Origin of the sequence: Streptococcus sp. HF-1907 (assembly GCF_015594605.1) — a bacterium.
Lineage (GTDB): Bacteria > Bacillota > Bacilli > Lactobacillales > Streptococcaceae > Streptococcus.
Window position 1 is genome coordinate 1 of record NZ_JADNQT010000001.1, and the last position, 22,042, is coordinate 22,042.

The following is a 22,042-nucleotide window of genomic DNA, read 5'->3' on the forward strand; positions in this document are numbered from 1 at the left end:
AAGCTGTCTAAAGCTCTCTCCTTGCTTTCTCAATTCATATATTTGAACTTTATCTTCATAAGTTAATTTCATTATAAAACACCCCAAAAGTTAGATTTTTTCTGTCTAACTTTTGGGGTGCAGTTCATCTCAGTTATTTCGAGATAAGCGTTTTTAGTAATCAATCTTTTCTTCGCTGACAATCAGTTTAGCCATTTTATCTGGGTCGATGATATGAATCTGATGCCCGTCTTTGTCAATCATTTGATGGCACTTGAGGCTTTTTATCATACGAGCAACGGTTACGGCGTGCATTCCGAGATAATTAGCCATTTCTTGATAGGTGAAGAAGGTATCGAGGACTAATTCTCCCTGCTCATTTTCGGTTGCTTGGTCTAGTAAAAAGCGGCAGAGCTGGACTAAAGCTGGTTCATTTTTGCTGCTATGAAAATGCTCTAGGAGGTAGAGATTATTTCGCGCCAGCATTTCAAACATAAGCGAGATAACTGAAGGAAAAGTCAAGAGTTCTTCAAATTGGCGTGCGTTGATGTGATAGGTCAGGCAAGGTGTTTTGGCAATGACGCTGAAGGATTTTTTGCCGTAAGAATGCAGGTGCATATCGGTCATGAGTGGGCGAAAATTGAGCATATTGTGATGCTGGTAGTAGCGGTAAACAGTCTCCTGCCCGTCACTAGAAATGGATGATAGGGAACAGACGCCCGAAGCTAAAATGTAGAGGTCCATGTCCCCTTGAGCTAGGGATTGAACGATGACATCGCCCTTATCGAAGTGGACTTCGGTGCCATACTGAAATAAATCGGAAACTTTCAACGAAGGGTTAGGCATGTGTCTCAACCTTTCTATTTTGGAAACGTAGTTCTCTCTAGTTTACTCTAAAAGCTGATTTTTAGCAAGTCTAACTTCCATAAAAACGGAGTTTTACAAACTTTTGTTAAAGGTCTATAATGTTTGTAGAAAAGGAGGTCTCATGAAAGACTTGAAGAAAAAGTTGCCTGGGATTGTGCTCTGTTTAGGCTTAGCTATTCCAGCTTGGTTTTTAGGGCAATGGCTGCCGCTGATTGGTGCGCCAGTCTTTGCTATTTTTATCGGTATGTTAGTGGGAAGTTTTTACCAGCAGCGCCAGTCAACGCAAGCGGGTATTGCTTACACATCTAAATATATCTTACAATGGGCGGTTGTTTTGCTAGGATTTGGTCTGAATTTGTCGCAAGTCATGTCTGTCGGTGTGACATCTTTGCCGATTATTTTGACAACCATTACGACATCTTTGCTAGTGGCTTACGGTTTACAGAAGACCTTTAAGCTGGATGTTAACATTGCAACTTTGATTGGAGTTGGGTCATCTATTTGTGGTGGGTCTGCGATTGCAGCGACAGCACCTGTTATTGATGCCAAAGATGATGAAGTGGCACAGTCGATTTCTGTCATTTTCTTATTCAACATCTTAGCAGCTCTTATTTTTCCAACTTTGGGCGGACTTTTGGGTCTTTCAGACCATGGCTTCGCTTTATTTGCAGGAACAGCTGTCAATGATACATCGTCTGTAACTGCAACTGCGGCAGCTTGGGACGCCATTCACCACAGTCGTACACTTGAAGGAGCAACGATTGTCAAATTGACGCGCACGCTTGCCATTATCCCAATCACTTTAGGCTTATCATTTTACCGCATGTATCAAGTCAAACGTGCTGGCGGACAAGGATCCTCTCAGTTCAGTTTCAAACGCGCCTTTCCTATGTTTGTTCTGTATTTTTTCCTAGCTTCTGTCCTAACAACCTTGCTTAGCCTACTTGGAGTCAATACAGCAATTTTTGAACCCTTAAAAACCTTGTCAAAATTCTTTATTGTCATGGCGATGACAGCTATCGGTTTGAATACTAATGTTGTCAAATTAGTTAAAAGTGGCGGTCAAGCTATCGGTCTCGGTGCAACTTGTTGGATTGCTATTGCTATCATGAGTTTGCTGATGCAGTCACTTTTAGGGACTTGGTAGTCTGTAGACAATTTTACTTGTGTATGATAAGATGACATCTGATGAAGAGGAGGAAATCATGTCACCAGAGAAATCGAAATTAGCCATGTCAATTTTTTACATGACCCTATACGCCTTAGGTGTCGTTTATAATCTCCTTAAAGGAAACTGGGGGATTAGCTTGATTTGGTCTTGCCTTTTGCTGGTCAATATTGCTTTCTTGATTTATCAACATCATCATAAAAATAGGAACTAGGCGATGAGCTTAGCTCCTATTTTTAATAATTCAGTTACTATATCTTAGCCTTGATAAAAGCGACATTTTCTTTTTCATACTCAGTTAAGAGCTTTGTAGCCTTACAAGAATGATTTGCAGGCTTGATTTTGGCATTTGTAGGTATACAACACCCTTTTGCAGGTGTGTTAAGGGGAGAAGTATTTTGCAAGTTTGTTTTAAGTATTTGTAGGGCTACAATGGACAATATTCGATAAGAAAAATCCCATCAGAATGAACCGATAGGACTCTTCTTATCGAATAGTATCTGCTAGTTTCAAGCTAGTCTAAGTCTGCCAAGAATAAATTCAGACTTGTCAGCACTCGCTTTAAATCTTAGTTTGAAATCGTTGAAATAAGATCATCAGCGGTTGTGGTTGGCAGGATTCGGATGCGGTCTAGTGACAAGAGTCCATCACTGGCTTCGCCAATCCCTTCGTTTGTTGTGACCGCTAATTTGTAAGAGGAAGCAGCTTGAGTAAGGGTATCGCTGTTATAACGACCTGATGGATAAGCAATAGCAATAGTATCTTGTGATAGTTTTTCGTCAAGGAAACTTTTAGCCTCGGACATTTCGCTAGCTTGACTGTCAGCAGATTTGGTTGAAAGGTCTGGGTGGTTAACTGTGTGCGATTGGAAGGACATGCCGTTAGCTTTCATTTCTAGCATTTGGTCAATGGTCAGATTAGAGTTTCGTCCCTCTTGCACAAAACCGGTTATGACATTATTAGTTGCCTTGACGCCATATTTCTTCATGATAGGATAGGCAATCGTGTAGAAATCTTCATTACCATCATCGAAGGTTAGCCAAACGACTTTTTTTGCAGGTAGTTCATTTTTGGTGAGGGCACGATAGGCTTCTTCTGGAGATAGGAAGTAGTAGCCTTCATCTACGAGGCGCTTGATATGGCTCTCAAAAGTGGTAGGGTCCACGATGAGGTTGGCGCTGGCTGATTCTGAAGCATCCATAACATGGATAGCGTGGTACATCAAGATTGGCACCTTGACTGGGTCGGTCTGCTTGGTCCAAGTTGTCTTGGTTTTAGAAGCATGGCTAGCGCTGCTTGTCTGTTGTGACTCCTTAGATGTACTTGTGGTACTTTTCTTAGTTTTTGCCTGCTCAGAACTAGTTTGTTGCAGTGCAGACTGAATACCTTTAATAGACAAATCAAAATGCTTCTGCTTAGCCGTAACAACCAAGAAAATCACTGCTAAAATACAGGCAAACAGTAGCATAATGTTCACAATTACTAGGGGATGACGGTGTTTTTTATCTTGACGTCTCTTTTCCATAAGAACCTCCAATGCTTTTTACTCTATTTTACCATCATTTTAGGACGAATGGGAAGAAAATTCCTAAAAATTACCCTAAATTTTTTGAAAATAATAACATTTTTCTGTAAATTCTGAATAAAATTTGATATAATATAGCATATTATATGCTTTTAAGGAAAAATCCTTGAAATACAATCAAAGGAGTTGTCTATGTCTATTAAAATCGGTTTACTTGGTTTCGGTACAGTTGCAAGTGGTATTCCTTTTCTTTTGAAAGAAAATGGAAACAAGATTGTTGCAGCATCAGGTGCTCAGCTTGAAATTGCTAAAGTATTGGTAAAAGATGATGCTGAAAAAGGCCGTCTAGTCGCTGCAGGAAACGATTATAACTTTGTCACAAATGTTGATGAGATTTTATCTGATGCAGATATCGATATTGTTGTTGAATTGATAGGACGAATTGAACCAGCGCGTACTTTTATCACAAAAGCTTTAGAAGCTGGTAAAAATGTGGTATCAGCTAACAAGGACTTGATTGCAACTCATGGTAAAGACTTGATTGCCTTGGCACAAGAAAAGGGAGTGGCCTTCTATTATGAAGCTGCGGTAGCTGGAGGAATCCCTATCTTGCGTACCCTTGCTAACTCTTTGACCTCTGATAAGGTGACGCGCATCCTTGGTGTCCTTAACGGTACTTCAAACTTCATGATGACTAAAATGGTTGATGAAGGTTGGACTTACGAAGCGGCACTTGCGGAAGCGCAAGCCCTTGGCTATGCCGAATCAGACCCAACTAACGATGTCGAAGGTATTGATGCAGCCTATAAAGCTGTCATTTTAAGTCAATTTGGTTTTGGAATGACCGTTGATTTTGACGACGTGGCTCACAAAGGTATTTCAGGCATCACGCCAGACGATGTTGCTGTCGCTCAAGAATTGGGATATGTCATCAAGCTGGTCGGTGATGTTCAAGAAACAGCTTCAGGTATTTCTGCTGAAGTTTCACCAACTTTCTTGCCAAAAGCACACCCACTTGCAAGTGTCAATGGTGTTATGAATGCTGTTTTTGTTGAGTCAATCGGTATCGGTGAGTCAATGTACTACGGACCAGGTGCTGGTCAAAAACCAACAGCGACATCTGTAACGGCAGATATTGTTCGTATCGCTCGTCGCATAAAAGACGGCAATGTTGGTAAACCATTTAACGAATTTAAACGTCAAACAAAATTGGCTAGCGCTGATGATGTTAAGAGCAACTACTATTTTGCCATCAATACGCCAGATAAAAAAGGTCAATTGCTTCGCTTGGCTGAATTATTCAACTCAGAAGACATTTCATTTGAGCAGGTCTTGCAACAAAAAGCAAATGGTCAACAGGCGCGTGTTGTCATCATCACTCACCAAATGAGTAAGACACAATTGGCTAATGTAATAGCAAAATTGACAGCGATTGAAGAGTTTGAACTCCTCAACAACTTCAAAGTTTTGGGGGAATAAGATGAAAATTACTGTTCCAGCGACCAGTGCTAACATCGGACCGGGTTTTGACTCGGTCGGTGTAGCCGTGTCAAAATACCTTGTCATTGATGTTTTGAAAGAAGCGGATGCTTGGTTTATCGAGCATGATTTAGGTGATATTCCTAGTGATGGAAACAATCTTTTGCTCACAACTGCTTTGCAAGTTGCACCAGATTTGAAACCTCATCGCTTGAAAATGACGTCGGATATTCCTCTAGCACGTGGTTTGGGGTCATCTTCGTCTGTCATTGTAGCGGGAATTGAGCTAGCTAATCAGTTGGCAGATTTGAATTTGACTGACGACCAAAAATTGGACTTGGCGACCAAGATTGAAGGGCATCCTGACAATGTGGCGCCAGCAATCTTCGGAAATCTTGTTGTGGCAAGCTATGTGGACCAAAAAGTCAATAGCATTGTTGCAGATTTTCCTGAAACTGCCTTTGTCGCTTTCATTCCTAACTACGAATTGAAAACAAGTGACAGCCGTGGGGTTCTACCATCAACTTTTGATTATAAAGAAGCCGTCGCTGCCAGTTCTATTGCCAATGTTGCTATCGCTGCTTTGCTAGCTGGTGACATGGTTAAAGCGGGTCAAGCCATCGAATCAGATTTCTTCCACGAACGATACCGCCAAAAATTGGTTAAGGAATTTGCACAAATTAAAGAACTTAGTCATAAGTTAGGAGCTTATGCGACCTACCTTTCAGGAGCAGGTCCGACAGTTATGACCTTGCTTTCAGAAGATAAAGTAGCAGATATGATGGCACAATTGGAGTCCTTGAAGCTGGATGGTCAAGTTGTTGCCCTTGCGGTTGATAGAAAGGGTGTTCAGGTTGAAAAAGACTAATCTTGGTCTCTTGATCGGTCTGATTACCTACCTCATGTGGGGATTTCTTTCCCTCTTTTGGAAATTATTATCAGGTGTTAATTCGTATAACACCTTTTCTTATCGCATCGTCTTTACTGTTATTACCATGCTGATTTATATGGTTTTATCGGGCAATACCAAGCGATATCAGACTGAGCTTAGGCAACTTTTTCATAATAAAAAAGCCTTGGGTGCCATACTTTTTGCTAGTATTATGATTGCTATCAATTGGTTGACTTATATTTTTGCGGTGTCGCATGGTCAAGCGACGGAAGCTAGCCTAGGCTATTACATCATGCCCTTAGTTTCAATTGTTTTGTCCTTGGCGGTTTTGCATGAGCATTTGAGTCGCAGCATGGTCATAGCTGTTCTCGTTGCGCTTGTCGGGGTTGGGGTACTCATTTACAACACAGGTCATCTTCCTTTGATTTCGGTAACTTTGGCGCTGTCATTTGGGATTTATGGGCTTTTGAAAAAAGGGGTGACCCTGTCAAGTGATGTTGCCATGTTGGTTGAATCGGCGGTTATTACACCATTTGCCTTAATTTACCTTATCTTTTTTGCTAAAGAATCTATGGTTGATTATTCAGCGATGGAAAATACCCTCTTAATCATCTCAGGTGTGGTCACAGCTATTCCACTCTTGCTATTTGCGGAAGCAGTGAAGCGGGCACCGCTGAACATCATTGGATTTATCCAATACATCAACCCAACGATTCAGTTGCTCCTAGCCATCTTCCTGTTTGGCGAAGGAATCACGCAGGGCGAGCTGTCAGGCTTTGCTTTTATCTGGCTAGCCATCATTATTTTTAGTTTAGGACAAGTTAATTCACTTAGAAAGAAGGCGTCCAAATGACTTATCAAGAAGCACTAGAATGGATTCACAGTAAATTAACCTTTGGAATCAAACCAGGATTAGAACGCATGGCCTGGATGTTGGCTGAGTTAGGTAATCCTCAAGAAAATCTGAAGGCGGTACATGTGGTCGGAACCAACGGAAAAGGTTCTACAACTAGCTATTTACAGCATATTTTTAGCCAGTCTGGCTATGAGGTCGGGACTTTTACATCTCCTTACATTGTTGATTTTCGTGAACGCATCAGTCTCAACGGTCAAATGATTACCGAAAGTGATTTTGTTGCCTTGGTTGAGCGTGTTCAGTCTGTGGTTGAGCGTCTGCACCATGAAACCGACCTCGAACCCGCAACAGAGTTTGAAGTCATCACCGTCCTTATGTTTGAATATTTTGGACACATGCATCCCGTTGATATTGCCATCGTTGAGGCTGGCATGGGCGGTCTCTACGATTCCACCAACCAGTTCAAAGCGCTAGCGGTCGTCTGTCCGTCTATTGGTTTGGATCATCAGGCGGTTTTAGGTCAGACCTACAGTCAAATAGCAGAGCAGAAAGTGGGAGTACTCAAAGAAGCTGTTCCATTTATTTACGCCAATAATCAAGCAGACGTTGAGGCTGTTTTTCAAGCAAAAGTCCAAGAAACCAAGAGCTCAACTTACAAATTAGGACGCGATTTCAGTACAGCTCTTCATGGCGATACTTTTGATTATCAAAGTCAACTTGGTGAGATTGAGGATATTCATTTGCGCATGCCAGGTCAACACCAGGTGTCTAACGCTAGTCTCGCTATCACAACAAGTCTCCTGTTAGCGCAGCAATTTCCAAAAGTAACGCCAGCTACTATCAAAGCAGGCTTAGAAGCAACAGCGTGGGCCGGTAGAACTGAACTTTTGGAAAATAATCTCATGATTGACGGCGCCCACAATAATGAAAGCATCAACGCCTTGGTTGAGGTCATGAAAGCCTACGCAGATAAGAAGGTTCATGTGCTTTTTGCAGCAATCAACACCAAGCCGGCCGATGCCATGTTAAAACAACTTGAAGCAGTTGGGCAAGTGTCAGTGACAACTTTTGAAGATTATCGTGCCTTAGCTTTAGAAGACTATCCTAAAGGTTATGTTCGTGTCGAAAACTGGCAAGATTGGTTGGAGCAGATGAACCTTGACAGCGAAGATGATTTCTACCTCATCACAGGCTCACTCTACTTCATCTCACAGGTCCGCAAAGCGTTTTTAAAAAGATAATTGACAACTGATTTAGCATTTTGCTAGGTCAGTTTTATGATATAATAGAGTAATCAAAGAAAGTAAGGATGAAACCATGCCAAATCAAGACAAAATGGAAGCTGCCATTTATCAATTTCTAGAAGCCTTGGGGGAAAATCCTGAGCGTGAGGGTCTTCTAGACACACCAAAACGTGTGGCAAAAATGTATCTGGAAATGTTCTCAGGTCTCAACGAAGACCCTGCTGACCAGTTCACAGCTGTTTTCACTGAAAATCACGACGAGGTGATTATCGTCAAGGATATTCCTTTTTACTCCATGTGCGAGCACCACTTGGTGCCATTTTACGGCAAGGCTCACGTTGCTTATTTGCCTAGCGATGGTCGTGTGACTGGTTTGAGTAAATTGGCTCGCGCGGTCGAAGTAGCTAGCAAGCGTCCACAATTGCAGGAACGTTTGACAGCTCAAGTGGCTGACGCTTTAGAATCAGCGCTTGCTCCAAAGGGGATTTTTGTCATGATTGAAGCAGAGCACATGTGCATGACCATGCGTGGCATTAAAAAACCAGGCAGCAAGACCATCACAACTGTTGCGCGTGGTCTTTATAAAGAAAATCGTGCTGAACGACAAGAAATTCTTTCACTCATTCAACATAGCTGAGGTAGATTATGAAAATTGGACAATACGATATTGAAGGAAAGGCTTGTGTCATGGGGATTTTAAATGTCACCCCCGATTCTTTTTCAGACGGTGGCAGTTATACCACAGTTGACCTTGCCCTCAAGCAAGTTGGGACAATGTTGACACAAGGGGCTAAAATCATTGACATCGGTGGCGAATCAACTCGACCTGGAGCTGAGTTTGTCACTGCAGAGGATGAGATTGCACGAGTGGTACCTGTTATCAAGGCTATCCGCGAGACCTATCCACAAGCTCTGCTATCTATTGACACCTACAAGACAGAAGTAGCCCGTGTCGCACTTGACGCTGGCGCCCACATTTTGAATGATGTCTGGGCAGGACTTTACGATGACCAAATGCTGGCGCTAGCTGCTGAAAAAAAAGCACCAATCATTCTCATGCACAATCAAAAAGACGAAGTCTATGCGGACATCACAACAGATGTCTGCCAATTCTTGACAGAGCGCGCACAAGCTGCTCTTAACGCTGGTGTGCCTAAAGAAAATATCTGGATTGACCCTGGTTACGGGTTTGCTAAGACCGAAGACCAAAATATTGAGCTCCTCAAGGGCTTGGATAAGGTTTGTCAGCTTGGTTATCCCGTTCTTTTCGGGATTTCTCGCAAACGCACGGTCAATTATCTCCTTGGTGGCAATCGTAGCATGGCAGAGCGTGATTTGGGAACAGCTGCTTTGTCAGCTTGGGCGGTAGCAAAGGGGTGTCAAGTTGTTCGCGTTCATAATGTTGACCTGAATACCGATGTGGTCACTGTTATTAGTCAGTTGGTGTAAGATGGATAAGATTTATTTGAATAAATGTCGTTTTTATGGCTATCATGGTGCCTTTCCAGAAGAAAATGTACTGGGTCAAATCTTTCAAGTAGATGCAGTTCTTTCTGTTAACCTGACCGCTGCTTCACAATCAGACCAGCTAGAAGATACTGTTCATTATGGTATGGTTTTCGACTGTATCAAAGACCATGTTGAAAATGAGCGCTATCAGTTGATTGAAAAATTGGCTGGAGTGATTGTCGATGACCTTTTTCAACAATTTCCGTCAGTGCAGGCTATCACTTTAAAAATTACTAAGGATAATCCCCCAATCAATGGTCATTATGAATCGGTTGGTATCGAATTGGAGCGTGTCCGCCCATGACAGTTGTTTATTTGAGTTTAGGGTCTAATATTGGCGACCGCGAGGCTTATTTACGAAAGGCAATCTCTGCTCTCAAGACTCTACCGCAGACGCAGGTCACTCAGGTGTCGTCTTTTTATGAGACGGCTGCCTGGGGAAAAACGGATCAAGACGATTTTCTTAATCTAGCCTGTCAACTTGAAACAGAGCTGGATGCTCAGGCTCTGCTCAGCTATTGTCAAAAGATTGAAATCGACCTCAATCGTGTTCGTCATGAGCACTGGGGTCCGAGGACTATCGACATTGACATCTTGCTTTATGGTCAGGAGGTCATTGCGACGGAGAATCTCAAGGTGCCTCATCCTTACATGACGGAGCGTGGCTTTGTCTTGGTGCCTTTGCAGGAAATTAGTCCGCAACTAACCTTGCCTAATGGCAGGGCTGTGATCGATTATCTTAACCAGCTAGATGTTGCAGATATTAAAGTTACCAAGCCCTTTGACTAAGAAAATGATTTTTCTATCGTCAACTTAGCTGAATTTTGATATAATAAGAATCGGTTTTATGCCGATTTTTTAGTGTCTGATTAGCTTATGGTTTGGACACAAAATGATTAGAATAGAGAAAAAATGTTAGAACTTTTAAAAGAAGAATTGAACGGAATTGATATCCGATTTAACGAACCCCTAAGTAAGTATACCTATACCGAGGTTGGTGGACCGGTTGACTACTTAGCTTTCCCGCGTAACCGATATGAATTGTCACGCATCGTGAAATTCGCTAACCGTCAAGGGATTGATTGGATGGTGCTGGGTAATGCTAGTAATATCATCGTTCGTGATGGTGGCATTCGCGGATTTGTGATTATGTTCGACAAGCTAAACTCGATTACTGTTGACGGTTATGTCATCGAAGCGGAAGCGGGTGCTAACCTGATTGAAACGACAAAAGTGGCTAAATTCCATAGCCTAACTGGTTTTGAATTTGCCTGCGGTATTCCTGGTAGTATCGGAGGTGCTGTTTTCATGAATGCTGGCGCCTACGGTGGTGAAATCGCTCACGTTTTAATTTCTGCTCAGGTTTTGACCAAAGAGGGGGATGTAAAGGTTATCGAAGCGCGTGATATGCTCTTTGGTTACCGTCACTCGGTGGTCCAAGACAGTGGTGATGTTGTTATTTCTGCCAAGTTTGGTCTTAAACCAGGCGACCATACTGTCATCAGCCAAGAAATGGCTCGTTTGACGCATTTACGCCAATTGAAACAGCCACTTGAGTATCCATCTTGTGGGTCAGTTTTCAAGCGCCCTCAAGGTTATTTTGCCGGAGCTCTCATCAGTGAGGCTAACTTGAAAGGGCACCGTATCGGTGGCGTTGAAGTCAGTAAAAAACACGCTGGTTTCATGGTCAATATTGACAAGGGGACAGCCAAAGATTATGAAGATTTGATTGCTGATGTCATTGCTAAGGTTGAGGAAAATTCAGGCGTGCGTTTGGAACCAGAGGTTCGTATTATCGGTGATGCTCTAGAAAAATAGCAGAGCTAGGATTTATTTTCCTTTGGGCTAGCGCTAGCCATTTATCAAAGGACTAGAAATCATGGAGGATTTATGAGAATTGACTGACCCAATCATTACATTTAAAAATGTGTCAAAGGTATTTGAAGACAGTGGAACTGTAGTCCTAAAGGATATCAATTTTGAGCTTGAAGAAGGTAAATTTTACACCCTTTTGGGAGCATCTGGTAGCGGAAAATCTACTATCCTAAACATCATTGCAGGTTTGCTTGATGCTACGTCAGGCGATGTTATTCTTGATGGTAAACGTATCAACGATGTACCAACTAATAAACGCGATGTCCATACCGTTTTCCAAAACTATGCCCTCTTCCCGCATATGAATGTTTTTGAAAATGTTGCCTTTCCCTTGAAATTAAAAAAGGTGGACAAAAAAGAAATCGAAAAACGCGTCACAGAAGCCTTGAAAATGGTTCGTTTGGAAGGATTTGAAAAACGCCCTATTCAAAAGCTTTCTGGCGGACAACGCCAACGTGTGGCTATCGCGCGAGCTATTATCAATCAGCCAAAAGTTGTCTTGCTTGACGAACCGCTGTCGGCCTTGGATTTGAAATTACGCACGGAAATGCAATATGAGTTACGTGAATTGCAGCAACGCTTGGGAATTACCTTTGTTTTTGTAACCCATGACCAGGAAGAAGCCCTAGCCATGAGTGATTGGATTTTTGTCATGAATGACGGTGAAATCGTGCAATCTGGAACACCAGTCGATATTTACGATGAGCCTATCAATCACTTTGTCGCGACCTTCATTGGGGAATCTAATATCCTACCAGGTAAGATGATTGAGGACTATTTGGTAGAATTCAACGGCAAACGATTTGAGGCTGTCGATGGTGGGATGAGACCCAACGAGGCTGTCGAAGTGGTTATTCGCCCAGAAGATTTACAAATCACCTTGCCAGAAGAAGGTAAACTTCAAGTTAAGGTTGATACGCAACTTTTCCGTGGGGTTCACTACGAAATTATCGCCTACGATGAGCTTGGAAATGAGTGGATGATTCATTCAACCCGCAAAGCCATTGAAGGAGAAGTTATCGGACTTGATTTTGCTCCAGAGGATATTCACATCATGCGTCTCAACGAGACAGAAGAAGAATTCGATGCTCGTATCGAAGAATATGTAGAAGTTGAAGAGCACGAAGACGGCTTGATTAACGCCATTGAGGAGGAGAGAAATGAAGAAAACCTCTAATCTCTTTTCTCTTCCCTATCTTCTATGGATGTTTTTCTTTGTCATCGCACCAGTCTTTCTCTTGCTGTGGAAATCACTGTTTGATATCCACGGTCAGATGACACTGGCCAATTACCAGACCTTTTTTAGTTCGTGGACTTACTTGAAAATGTCCGTCAATTCAGTTTTATACGCGGGCATTATTAGCTTGGTGACGCTGGTTATTTCCTATCCTGCTGCCTATTTTTTAACGAAATTAAAGCACAAGCAGTTATGGTTGATGCTCATTATTTTGCCGACTTGGATTAATCTTTTGTTAAAGGCTTACGCTTTTATGGGAATTTTTGGTCAGCATGGCGGAGTTAATCAATTTTTGATGTTTATGGGCTTGGGTCCTAAGCAGATCTTGTTCACAGACTTTTCATTCATTTTTGTAGCAGCTTACATCGAACTGCCCTTTATGATATTGCCGATTTTCAATGCCCTTGATGATATTGATCATAACCTCATCAACGCTAGTTATGATTTAGGGGCAAGTGGTTGGCAGACTTTCAGCAAGGTTATTTTTCCTCTTTCTTTAAATGGCGTACGCTCAGGTGTTCAATCAGTCTTCATTCCAAGTTTGAGTCTCTTTATGTTGACCCGCTTGATAGGGGGGAATCGTGTCATTACGCTGGGAACAGCTATTGAGCAGCATTTCCTTACAACGCAAAATACGGGGATGGGTTCAACCATTGGTGTCATTTTGATTCTTGCCATGGTTGCCATCATGTGGTTGACGAAGGAGAGAACACGATGAAGAAATTTGCCAATACTTATTTAGGATTAGTTTTTGTCTTGCTCTATATTCCTATCGCCTATTTAATTTTCTATTCTTTCAATAGTGGTGGTGATATGAATGGTTTTACAGGGTTTACTTTAGACCACTATGTTACTATGTTTCAAGATAGTCGTTTAATGCTTATCTTGGTGCAGACTTTCTTCTTGGCATTCCTAAGCGCCCTGCTAGCGACAGCTATTGGGACCTTTGGTACCATTTGGATTTACCAAACGCGCAAGAAATATCAAAACACGCTTTTGTCGCTGAATAATATCCTCATGGTTGCGCCAGATGTCATGATTGGTGCTAGTTTCCTCTTGCTCTTTACAGCGCTCGGTTTCCAGCTGAATTTTGTATCAGTGCTTCTTAGCCATATTGCCTTTTCGATTCCAATTGTGATCCTGATGGTTTTGCCCCGTTTGAAAGAAATGAACGATGATATGATTAATGCAGCTTATGACTTAGGTGCTACGCCGTGGCAAATGTTGCGAGAAGTCATGCTTCCTTATCTGACACCGGGGATTATTTCAGGGTTTTTTATGGCCTTCACCTATTCTTTGGATGATTTCGCCGTGACTTTCTTTGTCACAGGAAATGGCTTTTCAACTTTGTCTGTCGAGATTTATTCGCGGGCGCGTCGAGGAATTTCTCTTGAAATCAATGCCTTATCGACAGTTGTCTTCCTGTTTAGCATCCTACTTGTGATTGGATATTACTACATTTCAACAGACAAGGAGGAAAAACATGCGTAAACTCTATTCATTTATTGCTGGAGTGCTTGCGATTATTCTTATCTTGTTTGCAGGCGTGACTATTATGAAAAGGCAGAGCAGCTCATCTGTTCAGTCGGATAAGTTGGTCATTTACAACTGGGGAGATTACATTGACCCAGCTCTGCTGACAAAATTCACTAAGGAAACTGGTATCGAAGTGCAGTACGAAACCTTTGATTCCAACGAAGCCATGTACACCAAGATTAAACAAGGCGGAACGACTTACGATATCGCTATTCCGAGTGATTACATGATTGATAAGATGAAGAGGGAAAATCTTCTCGTTAAACTAGATAAATATAAAATCAAAGGTTTGAATAACATCGACCCGCAGTTTATGGGACTTAGTTTTGATTCAAAAAATACCTACTCGATACCTTATTTTTGGGGCACCGTTGGGATTATTTATAATACTAAATTAGTCAAAACTGCCCCTCAACACTGGAATGACCTTTGGAATTCAGAGTACAAAAATCAGATTATGCTGGTAGATGGTGCTCGTGAGGTTATGGGATTTGGACTTAATTCGCTGGGCTACAGTGTTAATACCAAGAAACGTAAAGAGTTGAACCAAGCGGCAGCTAAATTGAATCAATTGACACCTAATATTAAGGCAATTGTTGGGGATGAGATGAAGGGCTACATGATTAATGGCGACGCAGCTATTGGTGTGACCTTCTCTGGTGAAGCCAGTGAGATGCTCAGTAGCAATCCTGACCTCCGCTATGTTGTTCCAAGCGAGGGCTCTAACCTATGGTTTGACAATATCGTTATTCCCAAGACGGCTAAACATGAGAAAAAAGCCTATGCTTTTATCAACTTCATGTTAAAACCTGAAAATGCAGCGCAGAATGCAGAGTACATCGGCTACGCGACCCCAAATAAAGCAGCCAAAGCTCTGCTTCCAAAATCTGTCAAAGCTAATAAAGCCTTCTATCCTTCAGAAGAAACAATCAAAAACCTTGAAGTTTACAACAATCTGGGACAAGAATGGTTGGGAATCTACAATGATATGTACCTACAATTCAAAATGTATCGAAAATGATTGGGCTAGTCTCAATCATTTTTCTTTGGCAAATAGTGGAAATCATCTCGAAAATTCACTTAAAATTTGATAAAATAGTGGACAAAGGAGAAGGTTATGAATAGTCATAAAGCTGATTACAAACTACCCAATGAATCTCTTTGGAAGCCTGTTTATCGAGGGATTGTTGTTGGTTTGGTAGCGGGTATCGTTGTCGGATTTTTCCGTCTTTCGATTGAAAAACTTTTTGAACAGGTTCAAGGAGTCTATATTCAAGCGCATGATAAGCCTATTCTGTTAGTTCCTATTGCTGTAGTTAGTTTGCTTGTAGCAATTATTATTGGATTCATGATTCGTTCAGACAGTGATATTAAAGGCTCTGGTATCCCTCATGTCGAAGGCGAGTTAAAAGGGCTCATGCATCCGAATTGGTGGTCTGTCCTTTGGAAAAAATGGATTAGTGGTGTCCTTGCCATTTCATCAGGGTTGATGCTAGGACGTGAAGGTCCAAGTATCCAACTCGGTGCGATGACAGGTAAGGGACTTGCTAAAGCATTTGGTGCTGGTCGTACAGAGAAACGGGTGTTAATCGCTAGTGGGGCGGCAGCTGGTTTGTCAGCAGCTTTCAATGCTCCCATCGCAGGCTTACTTTTTGTTGTTGAGGAAGTCTATCACCATTTTTCACGTATGGTCTGGGTTACGGCCTTGGTGGCTAGTCTAGTTGCAAATTTTGTTTCTCTAAACATTTTTGGACGAACCCCAGTACTGGCTATGCCCAAAGACCTTCCATTTTTAAATCTCAGTCAATATTGGATTTTGGTCTTAATGGGTATTTTTCTAGGGCTCCTAGGCTTTTTCTATGAAAAAATCATTTTAAATATTGGTCGATTGTATCATTTTCTCGGTCGATTGACACACCTCTCAGCACCGCTTTATGTTATTTTAGCTATGATTTTCATCTTGCCAATCGGCTATTTCTACCCACAATTATTGGGTGGAGGGAACGGTATGATTGTTAGTTTGCCAACTAGTAATCTGACATTTTGGACAGCGCTTAGCTATTTGGTCATCCGTTTTATCTGGAGTATGTTGAGTTATGGTAGTGGTGTTCCTGGAGGAATTTTCCTGCCAATCTTAGCGTTAGGGTCTCTAGCTGGCATGGTTTTTGGACTAGGAATGGTTAATCTCCAGCTGGTCTCGCATGCAGCTCTTCCATTATTTGTCGTGCTTGGGATGGCAGGTTATTTCGGGGCAGTCTCAAAAGCACCGTTGACTGCTATGATTTTGGTGACGGAAATGGTGGGAAATTTGAAGCAACTGATGGCAATCGGTGTAGTTACTTTGGTTGCCTACATTGTTATGGACATTCTCAAGGGGCAACCTGTCTATGAAGCCATGCTGGCTAATATGGAGCCAACAGTCGAACATACAGTCGTTGAACCTACCTTGATTGAACTCACAGTTTCCGATAAAATTGCTGGAAAACGTGTCCGTGATTTGGTTTTACCTAAAAACGTTTTGATTACAACGCAAATCCATCAGGGACAAGCAGAAGTTGTTTCTGGCTCAACCCTTCTTCATTCGGGGGACACGATTTATCTGGTAGTCAATGAACCAGAAATTAGCAAGATTCGTGAATTACTAATGACATAGATAAAAATCGGCTCATTGTCAACTGTAGTGGGACTTATCACTAACATCTAGAGAGAATCAGATTGGTTCTCTCTATTTTGATGTTCAAAGCGATGAGAATTTTTGTTTTAAAGTTCTTGAAGTTTCGAAAGCCGAAAGCTTGACGCTTAATGTCCTTGATGAGTTTGTTAGTAGCTTCTAGCTTGGCGTTAGAATAAGGGAGCTCCAGGGCGTTTGCGATGTAGGATTTGTATTTCTTGAAGGTCTTAAAGACAGCGGTAAATATAGGATTGACAAAGGGAAGGTTGTCGTCAATCAGTGCCATAAAATGGTCGGTATTCTTCGCTTGAAAATGGAATAATAAGAGTTGATACAGCTCATAATAATAGCGGAATTCGTCCGATAAATCTAGAATTTTCTTGACAATTTCTTTCGGAGTCAAGGTTTGCCTAAAGGTTCGTGAATAAAAGCGTTTGTCAGAGAGTTTGCGACTGTCCTTTTGCAGAATTCTCCAGTGATTCTTCATGGCTCGATAAGGGAGAGACTTTTTATCAAAGCTCTTCATGATGGCAATTCGAGTTCTCATCATAGCTCTGCCAAGGTGTTGGACGATATGGAAGCGGTCGAGCACAATTTTAGCTTTGGGGAGTGAAACAGTCTGGGGAGAGACTGTTTCAGCCTGAGCCTAAAAATAGGAAAGCGAAGGGTGGTCTTAGGATTGGAATGTAAGACCCAGACATGTCCACAGTAACGGCTTTAACCGCCTCACGAATAGTTCTAGGATAGCGATAAAAGTAGTTTTTGATGGTGGTTTGTCGGTTGTTTTCAAGGAGAGTGACAATCTTTCTGGTCTCAAAATCTTGAGCGATGAAAGCCAGTTGTCCCCTGTTCCGAGAAAATTCATCTACTGATAGAACCTCAGGAAGACGAGTAAAATCTTCCTTGAAGGTGAAAGCTTCCAGCTGACGTTGGACGAGAGATACTGAAAGGTGGAGTCTCTTAGCGATGGCAGTATTAGTTAACTTTTCGGTATGGTATTGTGTGATTTTCTGGCGGACAGGCTTCGAGATTTGGCAATGCTTCTTGACTAAGCTAGTCTCAGAAACCGTCACACGACGACAGCCATTACATTGAAAGCGTCGCTTCTTGAGTTTGAGGACCGTTGGCATGCCTTGGACATCAAGGATTGGGATGGTAGAGGCTCGTTGAAAGTCGTACTTGCTCATCTGACTTTTGCAGTGAGGGCAGAGTGGAGGCTGATAGTCTAGGCTAGCCTCAATCAAGATATGAGTATCAGCCTTAAAAACCGTCTTGATTTTGATATTTTTGTCTTTTAATCCGATGAGTTCTGTGGAATTCTTAAGTTGTTCCATAAGGTCTTTCTAATGAGTTGTTTAGTCGCTTTTCATTATAAGTCTTATGGAGCTTTTTTGATACACTGAAAAAGCTCCATAATCTCCGTAGTAGATTTACCCACTACAGAAATTATAGAGCCGAAATGAAGTGGTTGCCTTGGCTCAAAAATCTGTTCAAAAGCATTTCCTCGCTGGCAATCAATCGGGTGCCTACGTGCTTGCGGTTCAAACGCCAACTTATTGGATGGATGAGGGCGATGGTACGAATTCAGGTGCAGGAGATTCACGTTATACACAGGCTTTGATGGATACTATCAAGGACTATGTCGACCAGCATACAGATGTTGATACTAGCCGAATTTACCTTACCGGTGGCTCTAATGGTGGTTACATGACCATCAATATGGGTGTCCATTATCCTGATTATTTTGCAGCCCTTGTCCCTCAAGCGGCAGCCTATTCTTACTACCAATATGAACGCAACGACGACGGTACTTACAAGACTCAGCCAGACGAAAAGAGTTTATCAGGAGTATCAGCGATTCGCAAGGATGATGTTTATTTTGGGACAGACCAGATTAATGCTCTCAAAAATCAACCAATGTGGTTTATCCATGCCAAAAATGACACAGTTGTTAACCCTAAAAATTATGCCCTTCCAGTCTACAAAGCTCTCGTTGACAATGGTGCAAAAAACAAGTGGTTCTCATATTTCGAATCTGTCAAGGGTTCTGACATGAAGAATACCAATTATCTCGGTCACTGGTCATGGACTTATTTCTTCAACGATAAAGTGACTGGCGTCCAAAATGCTAGCGCCATCAAAAAAGCTAAAGGACTAAAAGGCTTTGAAGCCAGCAACAAAACACACGGTGGCTCAGCTAGCGCCAAAGTTGACGGTGAGACTTACCATAACGTCTACGATTGGATGAATGCACAAGTGAAGAAATAGATGGGGTGAAATCATGCAAAAAGTATTAAAATCGACTGCAATCGCTACAACTATCGCCATCGTTTTAGGAGGAGGTTTGCTGACAAGCAGTCACGTATCCGCTGCACAATTTAATGCCAAAGTTACTCAAAAAACAGTTCATGGAAGGATTAAAGGTGTCAAAGACACCAAAAATAAAGTCATCCAGTGGTTAGGAATTCCTTACGCCCAAGCACCAAAAGGTAACCTACGTTGGAAAGCTCCGAAAGAAATGACTGATTGGGATAAAACACTAGATGCAACCAAAGCAGGAGCTAGCTTCATTCAGTTATCGAATGGGAAAGTAACAGGTTCAGAAGATGCACTAAATTTGGATATTGTTCGTCCTGATAATACCAAAAAAGATTTACCTGTAATGGTTTACATTCATGGTGGGAATAACCAGACAGGAACAGCACAAGAAATTAAGGGAAATACCTTTGCTAATGATTTAAATACAGTTTACGTATCAGTTAATTATCGACTTGGGGCTCTAGGATTTAATCCACTTACGGCTCTTAAGACAGGAAGTACAGAAGAAAATTCAGGAGATTATTCTTTGTTAGACATTGCTGCGGCACTAGATTGGGTTAAGGCAAATATTGAAACCTTTGGTGGAGACAAAGATAACGTAACCCTAGCGGGATTTTCAGCTGGCGGGCGTGATGTGATGGCTAGTCTAATTTCTCCAATTTTTAAAGGTAAATATGAGAAAGCTATTTCTTTTAGTGAGGGAATGACTTTAGCGGATGAAACGGAAAGTCAGGATATTTTTGCTTCAGCTATCGCGCCACTGGTTGTCGAAGATGGTGTAAAAACAACTGAAGAAGAAGCGAAATCTTGGTTATTGACCGATGGTAGTGATGTTCACGATTATCTTTACGGTTTATCGGCTGAACGTTTAGCAGCACTTATGGGAAATGCAGGTATACGTATGAGTGTTTTCCCTCACCTTTACAAGGATGGAACAGTGATTCCTAAAGATGGCTTTGAAGGAGCAACATACAATGATGTTCCTCTGATGCTAATGACTGGTACTAGTGAATTTTCAATGTTTGCAGCTTATGATAATCGCTTCATTGCAGACTTTTCAAGTGGTAATCTTTTTAAAGACAAAGACAAGCTTGCTCAGTTTACCTATGCAAAAACCTATGGTAGCCAACTATATCGTCTATCAAACACAGTTGATAGTGCCCGTCAGATGGCTGACAGCTACCAATCACCGATTTATATTGGAGAAATATCATACGGTGATAAGACAAGCTCTTTAGGTAAAACTTTAGGGGCATTCCATGGTATTTTTGAACCAATGCTTCAAAAACCTTCAAATTACAAGGCATTTATTGGTAAAGATTTTGAAACATCTGGTGCCAAAGAAATGTCTGCGGAAGTCAAAACCTACCTAAAAAACTTTTTAGCTAAAGGGAATCCCAACGGAAGAGACTTGACTAAATGGCAAAAATGGTCAGACCAATCACCAGTCTTATCAATTACGGCTAGCAAGAAAAAAGCTAATATTACAGCGACAACGGATACAGAAACAGCAGCTGATATTTTAGCTAAAATGAACGCTGACAAAACCTTATCTGATGAAGTGAAATCAGACCTTAACCAAACTGTCTTGAACGGTCGTTGGTTCAGCAAACCGATTGATGCTCGTCAGTAGTCAAAAAAACCAGCTGAAAATCTCAGCTGGTTTTAATATTGCGATGAATCAGAGTACGACCATCTTTTTTATTAGTAAATTGTTTGCGGTATTGGCTCGGTGTAGTTTTAAAATAGCGTTTAAATTGTCGGTTGAAATTTGATAGGTTATTAAAACCAACAGCGTTAGCGATATCGATAACTGGCATGGTGGTGTTCATCAAGTGCTCGCTGGCTTTGCTGAGTCGGACTTGGATGACAAATTCGGTGCAGGAAGTACCGGTATGTTGCTTGAAAACAGTCATGAAGTGCGTTTTGCTATAGCCGATGTAATTGGCAAGAAATTCGATGGATAAATCTTCCTGATAGTGGTTGTTGATATAATCAATCAGCTCGCGAATTTTTTCATTTTTACGGTAAGTATCGTCGGTATTTTTGCGGAGAACATAGCGGTGGTAGTAGAGGAGATAGACCAGTTCGTTCAATTTAGATTTTAGAAGAAGCTCAAAGTGTCGATTTTCCTCACGACTAATCTCAAAAATAGTCATCAAACATTGCTTGATGTCATCATACCCTGCCATATCTGGCTGAATACGTGGCACAAATTTATAGGTGCTGGTCTGCAATGGTTGCAAATAGCGCAAGCTCACTTGGTCAATAATGGAATAACCAATCATATCTAAATGAAATTTAAAAGTATCAGTCACATGAGGCTGATTTTCCAAGGGGTGGACAGAGTGCATACCATTGGGACGAATAAGGATAATATCACCTGCCTGACTATCAAAAAAATCATAATCAATATGATAGCGTGCACTTCCCTCATAAATATAGTTAATTTCAAGCTCCGGATGCCAATGAAAGAGAACGTCTGGGTGCCCATTTTTCACTTCAGAATGAGAAAATTCGTAAGGGAATAGGTGCCTGTTGTCCTTAATATCATGCGTCATCGCATCTTCCAATAAAGTCATGATTAGCCTCTCTAAAACATAGGATAGTATTATTATATCAAAAACTTCTAAAAAGGTCATCTATCGTAGGATAGTATTATTTTTTGACAGGATAATACAAGTAAAAAAGCTTATCTGGGAATATAATAAGGATGTAAAGAAAACGTTTGCAAACACGATTTCCCTTCAAACAAGACAATTAAAACGTTTTTGAAAAAGCTTAGAGCCTTATGGGAACTCCTAATCTCCTTGTTCCTGCATGGCTTTTTATTTTCAGAGAAATCCAGTATTTTTCACTTATTTTCCAATGAAAGTGCTACAATA

Annotated in this window: 20 protein-coding genes and 3 pseudogenes; 18 read left to right on the top strand and 5 right to left on the bottom strand. The window is 41.5% G+C overall.

Going from position 1 to position 22,042, the window contains the following annotated elements; all coding sequences use genetic code 11:
* Both IYQ92_RS00005 and IYQ92_RS00010 read right to left on the bottom strand, forming a co-directional pair.
* Positions 1-72, bottom strand: a pseudogene (locus IYQ92_RS00005) (transposase); the annotation flags it as partial.
* 81 nt (positions 73-153) lie between these two features.
* Positions 154-825 (bottom strand): Crp/Fnr family transcriptional regulator, encoded by a 672-nt coding sequence (locus IYQ92_RS00010; RefSeq protein ID WP_195674729.1) that lies wholly within the window; start codon positions 823-825, stop codon positions 154-156.
* A gap of 142 nt (positions 826-967) precedes the next feature.
* Here IYQ92_RS00010 and IYQ92_RS00015 point away from each other — a divergent pair, with 142 nt between their 5' ends.
* Positions 968-1,993, top strand: coding sequence for a YeiH family protein (locus tag IYQ92_RS00015; protein WP_195674730.1), 1,026 nt, complete (start codon positions 968-970; stop codon positions 1,991-1,993).
* 58 nt (positions 1,994-2,051) lie between these two features.
* Entirely contained in the window at positions 2,052-2,228 is a 177-nt protein-coding gene (locus IYQ92_RS00020) for a hypothetical protein (RefSeq protein WP_195674731.1), read from the top strand.
* 354 nt (positions 2,229-2,582) lie between these two features.
* Here the strand turns inward: IYQ92_RS00020 and IYQ92_RS00025 are convergent, their stop codons facing one another.
* Positions 2,583-3,539: a polysaccharide deacetylase family protein gene (locus IYQ92_RS00025; RefSeq protein ID WP_195674732.1), complete on the bottom strand. Its 957-nt coding sequence runs from the start codon at positions 3,537-3,539 to the stop codon at positions 2,583-2,585.
* A 192-nt stretch (positions 3,540-3,731) separates the two neighbouring features.
* Here IYQ92_RS00025 and IYQ92_RS00030 point away from each other — a divergent pair, with 192 nt between their 5' ends.
* The 14 genes from IYQ92_RS00030 to IYQ92_RS00095 all read left to right on the top strand — a co-directional run bounded on the left by IYQ92_RS00030 (position 3,732) and on the right by IYQ92_RS00095 (position 16,820).
* Positions 3,732-5,018: a homoserine dehydrogenase gene (locus IYQ92_RS00030; protein WP_195674733.1), complete on the top strand. Its 1,287-nt coding sequence runs from the start codon at positions 3,732-3,734 to the stop codon at positions 5,016-5,018.
* 1 nt (position 5,019) lies between these two features.
* Positions 5,020-5,886, top strand: a complete 867-nt coding sequence (gene thrB, locus IYQ92_RS00035) for a homoserine kinase (protein ID WP_195674734.1) — start codon at positions 5,020-5,022, stop codon at positions 5,884-5,886.
* Positions 5,873-6,763 carry an EamA family transporter RarD gene (rarD, locus tag IYQ92_RS00040; RefSeq protein ID WP_195674735.1) on the top strand — a complete coding sequence of 297 codons (891 nt, stop codon included), beginning with the start codon at positions 5,873-5,875 and terminating at the stop codon, positions 6,761-6,763. Before thrB ends, rarD begins: the two co-directional genes overlap by 14 nt.
* On the top strand, positions 6,760-8,007 hold the full coding sequence (locus IYQ92_RS00045; RefSeq protein ID WP_195674736.1) for a bifunctional folylpolyglutamate synthase/dihydrofolate synthase: 1,248 nt from the start codon (positions 6,760-6,762) through the stop codon (positions 8,005-8,007). Before rarD ends, IYQ92_RS00045 begins: the two co-directional genes overlap by 4 nt.
* 76 nt (positions 8,008-8,083) lie before the next feature.
* Positions 8,084-8,647 carry a GTP cyclohydrolase I FolE gene (gene folE / locus IYQ92_RS00050; RefSeq protein WP_195674737.1) on the top strand — a complete coding sequence of 188 codons (564 nt, stop codon included), beginning with the start codon at positions 8,084-8,086 and terminating at the stop codon, positions 8,645-8,647.
* 8 nt (positions 8,648-8,655) lie between these two features.
* On the top strand, positions 8,656-9,459 hold the full coding sequence (gene folP, locus IYQ92_RS00055; protein WP_195674738.1) for a dihydropteroate synthase: 804 nt from the start codon (positions 8,656-8,658) through the stop codon (positions 9,457-9,459).
* A gap of 1 nt (position 9,460) precedes the next feature.
* A complete protein-coding gene (folB, locus tag IYQ92_RS00060; RefSeq protein WP_195674739.1) occupies positions 9,461-9,823 on the top strand; it encodes a dihydroneopterin aldolase in 363 nt (120 codons plus the stop codon).
* Positions 9,820-10,308 carry a 2-amino-4-hydroxy-6-hydroxymethyldihydropteridine diphosphokinase gene (gene folK / locus IYQ92_RS00065; protein WP_195674740.1) on the top strand — a complete coding sequence of 163 codons (489 nt, stop codon included), beginning with the start codon at positions 9,820-9,822 and terminating at the stop codon, positions 10,306-10,308. Before folB ends, folK begins: the two co-directional genes overlap by 4 nt.
* A 123-nt stretch (positions 10,309-10,431) precedes the next feature.
* Positions 10,432-11,337, top strand: coding sequence for a UDP-N-acetylmuramate dehydrogenase (gene murB, locus IYQ92_RS00070; protein WP_195674741.1), 906 nt, complete (start codon positions 10,432-10,434; stop codon positions 11,335-11,337).
* Between the two features lie 79 nt (positions 11,338-11,416).
* Entirely contained in the window at positions 11,417-12,571 is a 1,155-nt protein-coding gene (locus IYQ92_RS00075; protein WP_195674742.1) for an ABC transporter ATP-binding protein, read from the top strand.
* Positions 12,555-13,349, top strand: coding sequence for an ABC transporter permease (locus IYQ92_RS00080; RefSeq protein WP_195674743.1), 795 nt, complete (start codon positions 12,555-12,557; stop codon positions 13,347-13,349). The genes IYQ92_RS00075 and IYQ92_RS00080 overlap by 17 nt, the downstream gene beginning before the upstream one ends.
* On the top strand, positions 13,346-14,122 hold the full coding sequence (locus IYQ92_RS00085) for an ABC transporter permease (RefSeq protein ID WP_195674744.1): 777 nt from the start codon (positions 13,346-13,348) through the stop codon (positions 14,120-14,122). Before IYQ92_RS00080 ends, IYQ92_RS00085 begins: the two co-directional genes overlap by 4 nt.
* Positions 14,115-15,188 (top strand): ABC transporter substrate-binding protein, encoded by a 1,074-nt coding sequence (locus IYQ92_RS00090; RefSeq protein ID WP_195674745.1) that lies wholly within the window; start codon positions 14,115-14,117, stop codon positions 15,186-15,188. Before IYQ92_RS00085 ends, IYQ92_RS00090 begins: the two co-directional genes overlap by 8 nt.
* Positions 15,189-15,284: 96 nt before the next feature.
* Positions 15,285-16,820, top strand: coding sequence for a ClC family H(+)/Cl(-) exchange transporter (locus tag IYQ92_RS00095; RefSeq protein ID WP_195674746.1), 1,536 nt, complete (start codon positions 15,285-15,287; stop codon positions 16,818-16,820).
* Positions 16,821-16,860: 40 nt separating this feature from the next.
* On the opposite strand, the pseudogene IYQ92_RS00100 reads toward IYQ92_RS00095, so the two are convergent.
* Positions 16,861-18,172, bottom strand: a pseudogene (locus IYQ92_RS00100) (transposase).
* Between the two features lie 124 nt (positions 18,173-18,296).
* Here IYQ92_RS00100 and IYQ92_RS00105 point away from each other — a divergent pair.
* Positions 18,297-19,106: pseudogene (locus IYQ92_RS00105) on the top strand (prolyl oligopeptidase family serine peptidase); the annotation flags it as partial.
* A gap of 13 nt (positions 19,107-19,119) precedes the next feature.
* A complete protein-coding gene (locus IYQ92_RS00110) occupies positions 19,120-20,790 on the top strand; it encodes a carboxylesterase family protein (RefSeq protein ID WP_195674748.1) in 1,671 nt (556 codons plus the stop codon).
* A 22-nt stretch (positions 20,791-20,812) separates the two neighbouring features.
* Here IYQ92_RS00110 and IYQ92_RS00115 read toward each other — a convergent pair whose 3' ends face one another.
* Positions 20,813-21,739: an AraC family transcriptional regulator gene (locus tag IYQ92_RS00115; protein ID WP_195674749.1), complete on the bottom strand. Its 927-nt coding sequence runs from the start codon at positions 21,737-21,739 to the stop codon at positions 20,813-20,815.
* Between the last annotated feature and the right edge of the window lie 303 nt (positions 21,740-22,042).